General features: G+C 64.1%; 12 protein-coding genes. 10 read left to right on the top strand and 2 right to left on the bottom strand.

Translation table 11 applies throughout. The features are described from left to right. Positions 1 to 146 precede the first annotated feature (146 nt). The 5 genes from rpsA (at position 147) to WH265_RS03885 (ending at position 7,849) form a co-directional block, all read left to right on the top strand. Complete coding sequence (rpsA, locus tag WH265_RS03865; protein ID WP_021027334.1) at positions 147 to 1,829, top strand: 30S ribosomal protein S1; 1,683 nt, start codon at positions 147 to 149, stop codon at positions 1,827 to 1,829. A gap of 126 nt (positions 1,830 to 1,955) precedes the next feature. Continuing rightward, positions 1,956 to 2,282: an integration host factor subunit beta gene (locus WH265_RS03870; protein WP_021027333.1), complete on the top strand. Its 327-nt coding sequence runs from the start codon at positions 1,956 to 1,958 to the stop codon at positions 2,280 to 2,282. A 197-nt stretch (positions 2,283 to 2,479) separates the two neighbouring features. Then, positions 2,480 to 4,177, top strand: coding sequence for an alkaline phosphatase D family protein (locus tag WH265_RS03875; RefSeq protein ID WP_445228479.1), 1,698 nt, complete (start codon positions 2,480 to 2,482; stop codon positions 4,175 to 4,177). Between the two features lie 126 nt (positions 4,178 to 4,303). Next, positions 4,304 to 6,229, top strand: coding sequence for a gamma-glutamyltransferase family protein (locus WH265_RS03880; RefSeq protein WP_339557382.1), 1,926 nt, complete (start codon positions 4,304 to 4,306; stop codon positions 6,227 to 6,229). A gap of 240 nt (positions 6,230 to 6,469) precedes the next feature. Continuing rightward, complete coding sequence (locus tag WH265_RS03885; protein WP_339557383.1) at positions 6,470 to 7,849, top strand: YdgA family protein; 1,380 nt, start codon at positions 6,470 to 6,472, stop codon at positions 7,847 to 7,849. 121 nt (positions 7,850 to 7,970) lie between these two features. Here WH265_RS03885 and WH265_RS03890 read toward each other — a convergent pair whose 3' ends face one another. After that, the gene (locus WH265_RS03890) at positions 7,971 to 8,528 is read right to left on the bottom strand and encodes a DUF2242 domain-containing protein (protein WP_312986736.1); all 558 of its coding nucleotides are present in this window, start codon (positions 8,526 to 8,528) and stop codon (positions 7,971 to 7,973) included. A gap of 382 nt (positions 8,529 to 8,910) precedes the next feature. On the opposite strand from WH265_RS03890, the gene WH265_RS03895 reads away from it, so the two are divergent. The 3 genes from WH265_RS03895 to WH265_RS03905 all read left to right on the top strand — a co-directional run bounded on the left by WH265_RS03895 (position 8,911) and on the right by WH265_RS03905 (position 12,517). Further along, complete coding sequence (locus WH265_RS03895) at positions 8,911 to 9,783, top strand: peptidoglycan DD-metalloendopeptidase family protein (RefSeq protein WP_339557384.1); 873 nt, start codon at positions 8,911 to 8,913, stop codon at positions 9,781 to 9,783. Positions 9,784 to 10,053: 270 nt separating this feature from the next. Further along, complete coding sequence (locus WH265_RS03900) at positions 10,054 to 10,890, top strand: META and DUF4377 domain-containing protein (protein ID WP_339557385.1); 837 nt, start codon at positions 10,054 to 10,056, stop codon at positions 10,888 to 10,890. A gap of 346 nt (positions 10,891 to 11,236) precedes the next feature. Further along, positions 11,237 to 12,517 carry an MFS transporter gene (locus WH265_RS03905; protein ID WP_339557386.1) on the top strand — a complete coding sequence of 427 codons (1,281 nt, stop codon included), beginning with the start codon at positions 11,237 to 11,239 and terminating at the stop codon, positions 12,515 to 12,517. A gap of 20 nt (positions 12,518 to 12,537) precedes the next feature. Here the strand turns inward: WH265_RS03905 and WH265_RS03910 are convergent, their stop codons facing one another. Beyond that, positions 12,538 to 13,458 (bottom strand): MBL fold metallo-hydrolase, encoded by a 921-nt coding sequence (locus WH265_RS03910; RefSeq protein WP_339557387.1) that lies wholly within the window; start codon positions 13,456 to 13,458, stop codon positions 12,538 to 12,540. A 91-nt stretch (positions 13,459 to 13,549) separates the two neighbouring features. Here WH265_RS03910 and WH265_RS03915 point away from each other — a divergent pair, with 91 nt between their 5' ends. Both WH265_RS03915 and WH265_RS03920 read left to right on the top strand, forming a co-directional pair. Then, positions 13,550 to 13,873 (top strand): ArsR/SmtB family transcription factor, encoded by a 324-nt coding sequence (locus tag WH265_RS03915; RefSeq protein WP_312986742.1) that lies wholly within the window; start codon positions 13,550 to 13,552, stop codon positions 13,871 to 13,873. A 36-nt stretch (positions 13,874 to 13,909) separates the two neighbouring features. Then, complete coding sequence (locus tag WH265_RS03920; protein ID WP_339557388.1) at positions 13,910 to 14,338, top strand: YeeE/YedE family protein; 429 nt, start codon at positions 13,910 to 13,912, stop codon at positions 14,336 to 14,338. Positions 14,339 to 14,340: the final 2 nt, after the last annotated feature.

Here is a 14,340-nt window from a genome sequence, read left to right on the forward strand (position 1 = left end):
CCTTCTACTGGTGGATCTAACCGCCATGGGTTGCCGGGTTGTTTAACTTTGAACCCCGTGGTGTCACAACCACACAACCTGCACGGCCAGCCATAAAAACGTCAGCAATAGTGCTGCCGGAAACCTGCCCGTGTCTAAGGAAATACATGTCTGAATCTTTTGCCGCCCTTTTTGAAGAGTCGTTGACACGCACCGAAATGCGTCCTGGCGAAGTGATCACTGCTGAAGTCGTGCGCGTTGAGCACAACTTCGTGGTGGTGAACGCCGGCCTGAAGTCCGAAGCCTATGTGCCAATCGACGAATTCAAGAACGACCAGGGCGAAATCGAAGTCCAAGTGGGTGACTTCGTGTCCGTGGCCATCGGTTCCATCGAAAACGGCTACGGCGACACCATTCTGTCGCGCGACACCGCCAAGCGTCTGGCTTCCTGGCTGGCCCTGGAAAAGGCGCTGGAATCGGGCGAATTCGTGACCGGCACCACCTCCGGCAAGGTCAAGGGCGGCCTGACCGTTCTGGTCAACGGCATCCGTGCCTTCCTGCCAGGCTCGCTGATCGACACCCGTCCGATCAAGGACCTGACCCCTTACGAAAACAAGACCCTGGAATTCAAGGTCATCAAGCTCGACCGCAAGCGCAACAACGTGGTCCTGAGCCGCCGCGCTGTGGTGGAAGCCTCGATGGGCGAAGAGCGCGCCAAGCTGATGGAAACCCTCAAGGAAGGCTCCATCGTTCAAGGCGTGGTCAAGAACATCACCGAATACGGTGCGTTCGTGGACCTGGGCGGTATCGACGGCCTGCTGCACATCACCGACATGGCATGGCGCCGCGTGCGTCACCCATCCGAAGTGGTGACCGCTGGCCAGGAAATCACCGCCAAGATCCTGAAGTTCGACACCGAAAAGAACCGTGTCTCGCTGGGTCTGAAGCAAATGGGCGACGATCCATGGATGGGCGTGTCGCGCCGTTATCCATCGAGCACCCGCCTGTTCGGCAAGGTCACCAACATTGCCGACTACGGCGCGTTCGTGGAACTGGAACCAGGCATCGAAGGTCTGGTGCACGTGTCCGAAATGGACTGGACCAACAAGAACGTTGCTCCTTCCAAGCTCGTGACCCTGGGCGACGAAGTCGAAGTCATGGTTCTGGAAATCGACGAAGACAAGCGTCGTATCTCCCTGGGCATGAAGCAGTGCAAGGCCAACCCATGGCAAGAATTCGCGCAGAACACCAAGCGTGGTGACCGCGTGAAGGGCCCGATCAAGTCGATCACCGACTTCGGCGTGTTCGTGGGCCTGGCCTCGGGCATCGACGGTCTGGTTCACCTGTCTGACCTGTCGTGGAACGAAACCGGCGAAGCCGCGGTTCGTAACTACAAGAAGGGCCAGGAAGTGGAAGCCATCGTGCTGGCCGTGGACGTGGACCGTGAGCGTATCTCGTTGGGCATCAAGCAGCTCGACAGCGATGCATTCACCACGTTCGCTACCGTGAACGACAAGGGCCAGATCGTGACCGGCAAGGTCAAGTCTGTGGATGCCAAGGGCGCTGAAATCGACCTGGGCGACGACATCGTCGGCTACCTGCGTGCTTCCGAAATCTCGGTGGACCGCGTGGAAGACGCACGTTCGGTGCTCAAGGAAGGTGATGAAGTTACCGCCGTGGTGACCAATGTGGATCGCAAGAGCCGCAGCATCTCCCTGTCTATCAAGCAGAAGGACCACGCTGAACAGCAAGAAACCATGGCTTCGCTGTCGCAGCAATCGTCCAAGGAAAATGCTGGTACCACCAGCCTGGGCGCACTGTTGCGCGCCAAGCTGGACGCCGACAAGTAATTGACGGCTCCGCTACCGACCCATGCCTTGCCCGTCTTGGTATAGTCGGTAGCTTGCAGACAAGGTGGGCGCCCAGTGCGCCCACCAACGCTTTGACTATTTGATTCACGAAGATTCCACATTCGTATGACCCGATCCGATCTGATTGAAGAGCTTGCCGCTCGATTCCACCAGCTGACGCAGCGGGATGCGGAGCAGGCCGTCAAAACGATTCTGGAGGCCATCGAAGACTCGCTGGTACGCGGACAACGCATCGAGATCCGTGGCTTTGGCAGCTTCACCATCACCCACCGCCAACCCCGCCTGGGCCGCAACCCACGCAGCGGCGAAGCCGTGCAGGTGCCCGCCAAGCGCGTCACCCACTTCAAGCCAGGCAAGGCCTTGCGCGAATCGGTGGACGACCCCAGCAACATCCTGACCTCGACCGCCAGCCCCAAGAACAACGACGAATAAAGCGCCGGCTGAACCACCCGGATGGCCCATCTGCCGCTGGCAGTTGGCAGCCAGCCCAACGAACGCTCCCTGTGGGGCGTTTTTTTATGCCCTGCCATGGCCCACGTTCCCCACGTTGCCCGCTGTCGCAGAGGTAGCTGTGCGGCACACTGCGGATCTGCACCAGCGCTATGCTGAGCGATTCACCCCGTCGCACCATGCCGCAACACCCCCTACCCGGCCCCCTGGACCAAGACCTGCTTCAAAATCTGAACCAGGATCTGGCCCCAACCCTGGCCCAGCACCCCAACCGGCGCCAATGGCTGCAAGGTCTGGGCGCCCTGGGCCTGGCCGCCCAGTTGCCAGCCATCGCGCAGGCAGGCAGCGATTCGCCTCTGGCCATGGCCCCCTGGCCGGTCTCGGAGCAGCTGTTTGGCCTGGGCGTTGCCAGTGGCGAGCCCGATGCCAGCAGCGTGGTGCTGTGGACGCGGCTGCTGCCCAGCGCCAGCACGCCCTTGCTGCGCCCCGTGGAAGTGCACTGGGAGCTGGCCCAGGATGCGCAGTTCCACCAGATCCTGCGCCAGGGCGAGGCCATGGCCAGCCCAGAGGGCGGCCACAGCGTGCATGTGCTGGCCCAGGGCCTGGAGGCCGACCGCTGGTACTACTACCGCTTTCACTGCCAGGGCCAGACCAGTGCCATAGGCCGCACCCGCACCGCGCCGGCCGCCGGTGCGGCGGTGGCCCGGCTGCGCCTGGTCTATGCCTCCTGCCAGCGCTGGGAGCATGGCTACTACGCCGCATGGCGCCATGCACGCGAGGACGATCCTGACCTGGTGGTCTTTCTGGGCGACTACATCTACGAGTACGCCACGCCCGCATCCGCTGCCAAGCAACAGCGCAGCCAGCTCGCGCGCCTGCATCCGCTGGCCCACGCGGTCACCCTACAGGACTACCGCGACCGCTATGCGCTGCACAAGAGCGACCCGGACCTGCAGGCCATGCATGCGCACTGCCCCTGGCTGGTGACCTGGGACGACCATGAGGTTGAAGACAACTATGTCGGCGACGATGGCGTGGGCCAGGTCCAGGCCTTTGTCGCCAAGCGCATGGCCGCCTACCAGGCGTTTTACGAGAACATGCCGCTGCGCGCCTCAGTCGCCTGCAAACAGGGTGGCCTGGCCCTGCCCCCGATCCACACGCCGCTCTACCGCCAACAAAGCTGGGGCGCCTTGGCCGCGATGTGGGTGCTGGATGCACGCCAGTACCGCGATGCCCAGGCCTGCCGCGCAGTCACCGAAAAAAGCCCGGCCTCCGTCAAGGGGGCAGAATGCCCCGACCTGGCGCGCAACAGCCGCAGCTTTCTGGGCTGGAGCCAGGAGCGCTGGCTGGCAGCGCAGCTGGCTGGCAACAGCGCGGCTATGCCCGGGAGCCGGCGCTGGAGCATCATCTGCCAGCAAACCCTGTTTGCGCCTCGCCACTTTCCCAACGGCCGCACCAGCGCCGATACCTGGGATGGCTACCCCGCCGCCCGCCAGCGGCTGCTGCGCGCTATGGAGCAAGCGCAGCTGCGCAACACCGTGCTGCTGGGCGGCGACATCCACCAGAACTATGTCTGCCGCATCCAGGCTCCGGAGAGCGCTACTCCAGAACGCGTGCTGGCCAGCGAATTCTGTGGCACCTCGATCAGCTCGCACTCCGGCACCACCCAGGCCCGGGTCGATGCCATCGTGGCCCGCAACCCCCATGTGCTGCTCGCCCGCTGCGATGAGCGCGGCTATGGGCTGTGCGACATCACCCCCAAGCTTTGGACCACCCAGCTGCGCGTGGTCAACCAGCCGCAGTATGCGGACAGTGCCGCCCACACCTTGGCCCGCTTTGTGGTGGAGGACCAGGTGGCGGGGCCGCAATGGGCTTGATCCTGGCTGCGATCTCTTAATCCGAGCGCCCAACATTCTGCAACGCCCTTGCGGCACTGTCCGCTACGCCTGTCGCGGCAAAGCGGTTAGCATGCCAGACATTGCCGCCACAACAAGGAGATCGCCATGCCACGACTGTCCCCGGGGTCCCGCACCCGCCGCCCGCATCTGCCGCCTTCCCGCGCCACGGCCAGCCGCTGGTCGCTGTCTCTGGCAGCAGTCGCTACGGCGGCCTTGCTGGCCGCCTGCAGCAGCCAGCCCAAGCTGCAGTACCAGCCCCCCGCTGCGTCTGACCAGCCCGAAGGCAGCTCCGGCTGGACCGACAAACCCGGCTGGGCCACCGAGCAATACGCGGTAGCCGCTGCCAACCCTTTGGCCACCGATGCCGGCTACCAGGTGCTGCAAGCGGGCGGCTCGGCCATCGATGCGGCCATTGCCGTGCAACTGGTGCTGGGCCTGGTCGAGCCGCAATCGAGCGGCATCGGTGGTGGCGCCTTTTTGCTGCATGCCCAAGGCAGCCAGGTCGAGGCCTATGACGGCCGCGAGGTGGCGCCGATGGCCGCTGACGAGAACCTGTTCATGCGTGACGGCAAGCCCATGGCCTTTCATGATGCGGTGGTGGGCGGCCGCTCGGTGGGCGTGCCCGGCGCCATCCGCATGCTGGAGATGGCGCACAAGGAGCACGGCAAACTGCCCTGGGCCAGCTTGTTCGAGCCGGCCATCCGCCTGGCCACCGATGGCTTCAAGGTCAGTGCGCGTCTGAACGCGCTCACTGCCCAGGAGAAATTCCTGGGCCAGGATCCGGTCGCCAGCGGCTACTTTCTCGATGCCCATGGCAAGCCCTGGCCCGTGGGCCATCTGCTGAAGAACCCCGAATACGCCGCCGTGTTGCAGGGCATCGCCCAGCACGGCTCCAAGGCCCTGCTCGAAGGCCCTGTGGCCGAGGCCATCGTGCGCAAGGTGCAAGGCCATGCCAGCAACCCCGGCAAGCTCAGCCTGGCTGATCTGGCCGCCTACCAGCCGCTCAAGCGCCAGGCGCTGTGCAGCGATTATTCGCCCAGCGCTGCGGGTGCCCCTGCCAGCCAACCGGCTTCCACCCGCAGCTACCGCCTGTGCGGCTTTCCACCGCCCAGCTCGGGCGGCATTGCGGTGGCGCAAATCCTGGGCATCCTGGCCAACACCCCGGCGGGGCAAATGGGTCTGGGTGCCGACGGCCTGCCCAGCGCCGACTGGCTGCACCTCTATGCCGAGGCCTCGCGCCTGGCCTTTGCCGACCGCAACCAGTATGTGGCCGACCCGGCCTTTGTCGGCGCGCCGGCAGGGGATTGGTCGAGCATGCTTAGGCCCGATTACCTGGCCCAGCGCGCCCGCCTGATTGGCGCGCGCAGCCTGCAGCAAGCCCAACCCGGGCGGCCAGGCAGCGTGCAGATGGCTTACGCCAGCCAGCCCTACCAGCAGGAATACGGCACCAGCCATATCAGCATCGTGGACCGCTACGGCAATGCGATTGCGATGACCACAACGATCGAAGACCAGTTTGGCTCGCGCCAGATGGTCAACACCGGTCGCGGCCTGGCTGGCGGCTTTTTGCTGAACAACGAGCTGACCGATTTCAGCCTCGCGCCGCGTGATGCACAGGGCCAGCCCATCGCCAACCGGGTCGAGCCCGGCAAGCGCCCGCGCTCGTCGATGGCGCCCACCCTGGTGTTCGACAAGGCCACCGACCGCCTGGTGATCAGCGCCGGCAGCCCCGGCGGCGCCTGGATCATCCACTACACCACCAAGACCTTGTACGGCATGCTCAACTGGGGCCTGATGCCGCAGCAGGCCATCAACCTGCCCAATTTTGGCAGCCTCAACGGCCCCACCGTGCTGGAAGAAAAGCGCTTCCCCGCCGCCACCGTGCAGGCCTTGCAGGCCCGTGGCGCCGAGGTGAAAGAGCAAAACCTGACCAGCGGCCTGCAGGCGATCTCGCGCGGCGAGGCGCATGGAAAATCCTGGTGGTTTGGCGGTGCCGATCCGCGCCGCGAAGGCATTGTCATGGGCCAGTAAGCGCCCCCGCTGCTTGCCAACCCACGGGCCGCTTGCGGCCCGTTTTTATGCCTGCCTGCCATGTACAGGCTGTCCGCAGCCAACCCTAAAAAGCCTGCTACACCTGGTCACATAGCGCCTGGGCACCGCATTGCTGATTTTGCAGCCCGCCCTCTACAATGCGGGCTCCACGCAAGGCGCGGCACCCAAGCACACCACAAGCTGCGTCCATCCGGTTTCAAACCACAGAGGGGAAAACACATGAAAAAACTAGGCATCGGCATTGCCGCAGCCGTGGCCGTGCTGGCCGCAGGCGGCGCCACCACAGGCTACCTGGTAGGCAACAACATCGAGCAAGGTTTTGCGACCGCCGCCAAGGAGTGGAGCAAGCCGCCGCTGCTGGTGCAGGTGCAGGACTACCAGAAGGGCATTTTCTCGTCGACCGCGCAAACGCTGTGGACGGTGGACACCGGTGAAGAAAAGCTGCAGTTCACCGCCCAGCACGCCATCAGCCACGGCCCGCTGCCGATTGCGCACCTGGCAGAAATCGTCTCCACCTTTGCGATCAACCCCGATGCACCGCCCGAGTGGGTGGTGGCCTTCAAGGACAAGGCGCCTCTGGTCTGGAAGAGCAAGGTGGGCTGGTCCAAGAGCACCCAGAACGAGGTGACATCGCCGGCGTTCAATGGCGAATTTGGCGCGGACAAGCTCGCCTTTGGCGGCTTCAAGTCGGACTTCGAGATGTCTTCCGATTTCAGCCGCATCAAGGGCGATGCATCGATGCCCAGCCTGCTGGTGCAAAGCAAGCCCGGTGAAGAAGACGACGGCCAGGCCTCCGAGATGCTGATGAGTGGCAACACCATGCGCTTTGACATGCACCAGCCCACGGGCCAGGAGTTCATGGTGGGCAGCATCGAGTGGGCGCTTGCCAGCCTCAAGGTCAGCCCCAAAAACGGTGACAGCCCCGCTGAGCTCGCCGACCTGAAAATGGTGGCCGACACCCAGTTGCAAGGCGAAGTGGTCAACACCACGATCAACGCGTCGATCAAATCCTTTGTGCAAAAGGACCACAAGATCGACGACATGGTGATGGACCTGGGCCTGCACAACCTCGATGCCGGCTGGCTGAACCAGTTCACCAAGGAGTCGCAGAAGATCCAGGGCGATCCGCAGGCCATGCAGATGCTGCTGATGCAGGGCATGCAGCAGCTGCTGGCACGCAAGCCCGAGCTGGAAGTCAAGCGCATCAGCTGGCGCACCGCCGAAGGCACGGCCGAGGTGGCAGCATCGCTGGCCTACCAGGGTGATGCCGGCAAGCCGCTCAATCCCATGACCGACTTCAAGGCGCTGCTGCGCCTGGACATGCCCAAGCCCGTGCTGCAGTCGCTCTACGCCAGCAAGGTGCGCGAAGCCTATCTGCTGGAGAACGAAGGCGCGGACGACATCGATGCCAAGCAGATCGACAGCGCCGTGCAGCAGGATGTGGATGCGCGCCTGGCGGGCCTCGTGCAAGCGGGCCTGTTGGTGGACAACAAGGACCGTGTGGCCAGCGAGCTGCAATGGACTGACGGCAAGCTGCAAGCCAATGGCAAGCCGCTGGACCAGAACGGCATGATGGGTCTGCTGTCCGCGATGCCCTAAGTTGCAAGAGCCTGCGTGGCCAGTCTACGGGCCACGGACAAAAAACAAGCCCGTCATCTTCACGATGGCGGGCTTTTCTGTTGCGGCTTGAGCGACCTGGTGACCAGGCCACAGCGCCGTATTACTCGACGAATTCTTCGTCGCCGGTCAGGCTTTGCTGGCGCAGTTCATCGTCCTGGCGCAGGTAGGACTTGATCAGGTCAAAGAAGCTGTCGTAGAAGGTGGCCGAGCTCACCGTCTCGCTGCCTACCTTGACCATGGAATCATTGCCGGCAGAAAACGGCAGCGACAGTGAACCCAGCGCGCCCACACCAACACTGGCCGAGTTGCTGCTCTTCTTGAGGTTGTAGGTGTCCTTGAGTGCAGAGACAAAGCCCAGGGTCACCTTGCCGTCCTTGCTGTCGGCAGCGCAGACGACGCGGATGGTGATGATCTGGTGGTTGTCCGTCGCTGGCTGGAAGCTCTTTTGGCCTTCGACCTCTTTGCCCTTGGAGACGTTGATCAGATAGCCCTGGCTCAGCAGCGCGCGGCGTGCAGCCTCGCAAGCGCGCTCCGGCGGCGCATCAAACAGGCGTGAATAGGTGGCAGACGATCCAAAGGTCTCATGGGCCACCACGTTGTAGCGGTGGCTGTCGGCCTCGCGGTCCAGGCTGCCGCAACCCGATACAGACAGCGCCAAGGCTGCCACCAAGGACCAACCCGCCCATGAGCGATGCGGTGTGCAGCGGGTGGATGCAGCCAGTAAAAATAGATCTGAATGCTTGCCCAACATGAACGAAACGAACTCCCGAAACAACATGATGACCTGGATGACAGAAATGCAGGCCCAGCCGCACCACTGTAATGGATATGGCCGGCGCAGCATGTCAGCCAACGCCTGTATAGCACGCCCGGCGCGTGGGGCAAAGAGGCATGCTACCAGCCGCATTCCCCAGCACCAGCAGCGCTGCACTGGTTTACCAAATTTTGCATATTATGCGCGGCATTTACCCAGGATGGAAAAGCACAACGCGCTATGCTTTTAAAAGCACATTCAACCTCCCTGCCCAACCCCCATGTCCATGCCAGACCCTGCCCGCCCAACCGACTCCCCAGGCCTGCAGCGCCGCCTTTTGCTGCAAGCTGGCAGCGGCCTTTTGCTGCTGCCCTGGCTGCACAGCGCGCAGGCGGCGGCCACCGATGGCTGGCCTGCTGACGCGCGCGTCCCCGGTGGCGTAGCGCGCCTGTCGCTGGGTCCGGCGGCCGAGCGGCCCCAGGCCTTTGCAGGCGATATCCCGCTGCTGGTGCTGGGCGACGCCATCGAATGGACAGCGCTGGTCGGCATACCGCTGTCGGCCCCCACCGGCGCCGCAGAGATCCGGCTGCAAACGGCCAGTGGCCCACGCAGCATCCCCTACACGGTGCGCGACAAGAAATACAGCGAGCAGCGCCTCAAGGTCGCCCCCAAGACGGTCGATCTGTCTGCCGCCGACAATGCCCGCTATGAACGCGAACGTGACCACCAACAAACGGTGATGGCCACTTTCAGCACACCACTGCCCGCTCAGATGCAGCTGCCCGTGCCGGTGCCCGGCCGGCGCTCAAGCTCCTTCGGGCTGCGCCGCGTCTTCAATGGCCAGTCACGCAATCCGCACAGCGGCATGGACATCGCCGCGCCCACCGGCACGCCCGTCAAAGCACCGGTCGATGGCAAGATCATCGATGTGGGTGACTACTTCTTCAACGGCCACACCATCTGGATGGACCATGGTGGCGGCTTTCTGACGATGTACTGCCACTTGAGCGCGACCCAGGTGACGGTGGGCCAGAGCGTGCGCGCTGGCGAAGTGATCGGCAAGGTCGGCGCCACCGGACGGGTCACGGGCCCGCATCTGCATTGGGGCGTGATGCTCAACCGCAGCATGGTTGACCCTGCCCTCTTCCTCAGCGCCTGATAGCGCGCCAGTGGTTATCCCAGATATCTGTGGGTCAGCATGTGGACAAGGCTCTGGACAAGATGGCAAGCCTTTGACTTGCTTCAATAATTTTCATGCGCCTAAGTTTTAGGCAAACGCTGCTGCGGCAGCGCCCATGGAGCGGGCTGCCAAGCGCCAAGCTTGGCCTACACCAGCGCCGGCCGGCAGCCCCTAGGATAGCAAGCTAAGTTTTCTTTCACCCACCGCAGCGCGCGCCTGTGCGCTGCCTCGAACAAGGAAAAAATTCATATGCAACGTTGGAAACTGATGAGCCTCAGCGCAGCCGCTGCGATGGCCCTGGCCGCCTGCAGCAGCACCCCATCGTCCACCCCTGCGGCACCTGCCACAGGCAGCACCGCACCCGCCATGAACGTATCTGCCACCGACAAGACCTTGCAGGCCTACCACTGGGATCTGGAACGCGCCGAAGACCAGTCCGGCCGACCGCTGCCCGCCTTCACCGCCCTGGCCCCCAAGAAGGTGCTGCGCCTGGGCTTCAGCGGCGATGCCAAGACGGCACACCGCGTGAGCATCGGCAACCTCTGCAATGTGATGGGCGCGGGCTACCAGCTCGATGGCGACAAGATCAGCATCAGCAACCCGATTGGCACGATGATGGCGTGTGAGCCCCCACTGATGCAGCTCGAGCAGGCGGTGAGCGCACAGATCACGCGCGCCGAGAGCCTGCGCATCACGCAGGACAGCAACGCCCCGCGCCTGACCTTGCAGTTCAACGATGGCAGCCGCTGGCTGCTGAAGTCGGTGCCCACCAACGCCACCAAGTACGGCAGCGCTGGGGAGACCATGTTCTATGAAGTGGCCCCCCAGACCAAGCCTTGCAGCCACGGCGTGGCCAAGGGCGTGCAATGCCTGCAGGTGCGTGAGCTGCGCTATGACAGCAATGGCCGCAAGACCGTGGCCGGCGACTGGCAGCATTTCTACGGCAATATCGAAGGCTACCAGCACGAGCCCGGCTACAGCAATGTGCTGCGCGTGAAGCGCTACACCGTTGCCAATCCGCCAGCCGATGCCTCACGCTACGCCTATGTGCTGGATTTGACGGTCGAGACCGCCAAGGCCCCTTGACGGTGCAGGCGGGTGCTGCTGACAGCGCCCGCTTACTCCGCTGAGATGGAGGTCTGGCAACTCGCAGCTATTGCAAGTTAGAGGCCTCAAGCTCAATCCAAACCAGCAACCCCCAGTCGCCCCACAGCGGTGACTGGGGGTTTGGTTTTTGCAGCCCACATTGGCGCAATGCACGCATCGCAGCGCCGTTGCGCCCATGCCCCGCTTTTGGGCATGCCCTGCTTGCCGCATGGATAAGCCCAACTCTTATATAAGAGTTGAGCAGACATGGCAGAATGGCGCCACAAACACCTACAACCATCCAGCGGTTGCAGCAGCTGCACCAGCGCAGGCTGCGCCCCACCCCATGCCAGCGACCACCCACTCCGCCCCTCCGCCGCTGCTGCGCGACCAGCAAAGCGGCTTTCTCGTTTTTCTGATCGCGCGCGTCTTTGCCGTGGGTGCCACCCAGATCCAGGCCGTGGTCGTCGCCTGGCAGGTCTATGACCTGACGCGCAACCCCATGGCGCTGGCCTTTGTGGGCCTGGCCCAGTTCATCCCGATGCTGCTGCTGCTGCTGCCTGCGGGCGAGCTGATCGACCGGCTGCCACGCAAGAAGGTGCTGGCCACCAGCTGGGCGCTGGGCAGTGTCTGCAGCGCGCTGCTGCTGTGGCTCTCGGGCCATGGCCATGCCGGGGTCGCAGGCATCTATGCGGTGCTGGTGCTGTATGGCGCCACGCGCGCCTTCTCGGGCCCATCGCTGCAAAGCCTGCTGCCGCAGCTGGTGCCGATGGCGCTGCTGCCCAAGGCCATTGCCACCAACAGCGTGGTGATGCGCTGCTCGGCCATTGGCGCGCCAATGCTGGGCGGCTTTTTGTACGCCGCTGGCGGGGCTGTGTGGACCTATGCCGTCTGCATGCTGGCCTTTGCGATTGGCACCGCGCTGCTGCTGCGGGTGAAGGTGCTGTATGCAGCGCCCAAGGCCGCTGCCGAGCCGGGCGCCGCGCGCGACACGATCTGGCAGCGCTTTGGCGCCGGCATCCGCTTTATCTTTGGCCGCCCCATGGTGCTGGGCACCATCTCGCTCGATCTGTTTGCCGTGCTGCTGGGCGGCGTGGTGGCGCTGCTGCCCATCTATGCCCATGAGGTGCTGCACACCGGGCCCGAAGGCCTGGGCCTGCTGCGCAGCGCCATGGCGATGGGCGAAGTCTGCGCCGGCCTCTACCTCAGCAGCCGCCCCTTTGGCACCCAGGTGGGCCGGCGCATGATGCTGGCCGTGGCCGTGTTTGGCATCGCCAACCTGGTGTTCTCGCTGTCGCACTGGTTGTGGCTGTCCTGCCTGGCGCTGGCCGTCGCCGGCGCGGCCGACATGGTCAGCGTCTATGTGCGCGGCTCGCTGCTGCAATTTGCCACGCCCGACAACATGCGCGGCCGCGTCAATGCCGTCAACATGCTGTTCATCGGCTCGTCCAATGAGCTGGGCGAGTTCCGCGCCGGCAGCAGCGCCGCCTTGCTGGGCGCCGTGCCCGCTGCGGTGGCGGGCGGCCTGTGCTCGCTCCTGGTGGTGGGGCTGTGGACGCGGCTCTTCCCCAGCCTGTGGAAGGTGAACCGCTTCGAAGATGCGCAGCACCAGTCTGCGGGCCGCTAAGACCAAACCTCAACGCCCACTCAGAGCGCATCGACTGGCAGCTTGAGAAAGCGCCGGCCCTGTGCATCGGCATCGGGCAGGCGCCCGGCGCGGATATTGACCTGCACCGAGGGCAGCATCAGCTGCGGCATCGCCAGCGTTGCATCGCGCGCCTCGCGCATCACAACAAAAGCGGCCTCGTCCACCCCCTCGTGCACATGGATATTGTGCGCACGCTGCTCGGCCACCGTGCTGCACCAGGCTGCAGCGCGGCCGGCTGGCGGGTAATCGTGACAGACATAGAGCAGCGTCTCTGGCGGGTGCGCCAGCAGCCGGCCAATGGAGCGGTAGAGCGCATGGGCATCGCCGCCAGGGAAATCACAGCGCGCTGTGCCCACATCGGGCATGAACAAGGTGTCTCCGACAAAAATGGCGGCCACCGTGCCTGCCGCAGCACCGCCCTCTTCCACCGCATAGGCCAGGTCCGCCGGCGTGTGGCCGGGCACACCCAGCGCGCGGATGCGGGTGGCCCCCAGCGCCAGCACATCGCCATCGCGCAGCAGGCAGTCAAAGTCCGCGCCCTGCGGCGCAATGCAGCCCTCCATACCGTAGATACCGCCAAAGACTTTTTGTACCTGGGTGATCTGCTGGCCAATCACCACCGGCGCAGCAATACGCGCCGCGCCAGCGGGCATCTGCGTGCGCAGCCACTGGGCGGCAGACAGGTGGTCTGCATGGGCATGGGTCTCCAGCACCCAGCACAGCGTCAGCTGCTCGGCATCCAGGTAATCAGCGATGCGCTGGGCTGATGCGGTACTGGTGCGGCCGCTCTTGGCATCAAAGTCCCAGACCGGGTCGATGACGGCCGCCTCGCGGCTGGCCACATCGTGCAGCACATAGCTAACGGTGCCGGTCACCTCGTCAAAAAATGCCTGAACGCCAAAAGAAGGGGCAGAGCGCATGGTCAAAACACATTCACACAAAACAATATATCTTTCAATATAATAAAAATCCTCCTTTTCGGCAATCCTGCTGCGTCCAAGCCTTCTTTCCATGTCTGCAAAAACCAAGGCCTCCCCTTCGCCCGAAGCCATGCGCGAGGCAGCGCACCATGCCGTCTCTGCCCTCAAGCTGCTGGGCAATGAGGACCGCTTGCTGCTGCTCTGCCTCCTGAGCCAAGGCGAATGCTGCGTCAGCGATATGGAGGCGCAGCTGGGCATTGCACAGCCCACCTTGTCGCAGCAGCTCGCCGTGTTGCGGCGCGAAAACGCGGTCAGCACCCGGCGCGAGGGCAAGAACATCTTCTACCAGGTGGCCGATGCGCGCCTGCTGGCGCTGTTGCAGACGCTCTACGCCCAGTACTGCCCGGCAGCCTGAAACCCCACCGCCTCGCTCACGCCAAGAAAGCCACCCATGTCGCTCGATCCGTCTGCCTTTACGCCCCTGGCCGCCCTCGCAGGCGGTGCCTTGATTGGTCTGGCTGCCGTGCTGCTGGTACTGTTCAATGGCCGCATTGCGGGCATCAGCGGCATCGTGGCGGCGCTGCTGCCGCCGCGCCCACAACCCGGCGCCTGGCGGCTGGCCTTTGTGGCTGGCTTGCTGGCGGCCCCTTGGCTCTACCAGCTTTTTGCGCCCTTGCCAGCGACCAGCAGCCCTGCAGCCTGGCCGCTGTTGGTGCTGGCCGGCCTGCTCGTGGGCATAGGCACGCGCTTGGGCTCGGGCTGCACCAGTGGGCATGGTGTCTGCGGGCTCTCGCGCCTGTCGCTGCGCTCCCTGGTGGCCACTCTATGCTTTATGGCCAGCGGTTTTGCGACCGTGTTTGTGTTGCGCCACGTGTTGTAAGG

The sequence above is a fragment of the Comamonas sp. MYb396 genome (assembly GCF_037479555.1).
In the GTDB taxonomy this organism is placed as follows: domain Bacteria; phylum Pseudomonadota; class Gammaproteobacteria; order Burkholderiales; family Burkholderiaceae_C; genus Comamonas.

What these genes read in the sequence shown, in the direction of transcription:
- WH265_RS03870 (WP_021027333.1), top strand. Translation starts at nt 1,956, where the DNA reads ATGACCCGATCCGATCTGATTGAAGAGCTTGCCGCTCGATTCCACCAG.
- WH265_RS03880 (WP_339557382.1), top strand. Translation starts at nt 4,304, where the DNA reads ATGCCACGACTGTCCCCGGGGTCCCGCACCCGCCGCCCGCATCTGCCG.
- rpsA (WP_021027334.1), top strand. Translation starts at nt 147, where the DNA reads ATGTCTGAATCTTTTGCCGCCCTTTTTGAAGAGTCGTTGACACGCACC.
- WH265_RS03895 (WP_339557384.1), top strand. Translation starts at nt 8,911, where the DNA reads ATGCCAGACCCTGCCCGCCCAACCGACTCCCCAGGCCTGCAGCGCCGC.
- WH265_RS03915 (WP_312986742.1), top strand. Translation starts at nt 13,550, where the DNA reads ATGTCTGCAAAAACCAAGGCCTCCCCTTCGCCCGAAGCCATGCGCGAG.
- WH265_RS03885 (WP_339557383.1), top strand. Translation starts at nt 6,470, where the DNA reads ATGAAAAAACTAGGCATCGGCATTGCCGCAGCCGTGGCCGTGCTGGCC.
- WH265_RS03920 (WP_339557388.1), top strand. Translation starts at nt 13,910, where the DNA reads ATGTCGCTCGATCCGTCTGCCTTTACGCCCCTGGCCGCCCTCGCAGGC.
- WH265_RS03900 (WP_339557385.1), top strand. Translation starts at nt 10,054, where the DNA reads ATGCAACGTTGGAAACTGATGAGCCTCAGCGCAGCCGCTGCGATGGCC.
- WH265_RS03910 (WP_339557387.1), bottom strand. Translation starts at nt 13,458, where the DNA reads ATGCGCTCTGCCCCTTCTTTTGGCGTTCAGGCATTTTTTGACGAGGTG.
- WH265_RS03905 (WP_339557386.1), top strand. Translation starts at nt 11,237, where the DNA reads ATGCCAGCGACCACCCACTCCGCCCCTCCGCCGCTGCTGCGCGACCAG.
- WH265_RS03875 (WP_445228479.1), top strand. Translation starts at nt 2,480, where the DNA reads ATGCCGCAACACCCCCTACCCGGCCCCCTGGACCAAGACCTGCTTCAA.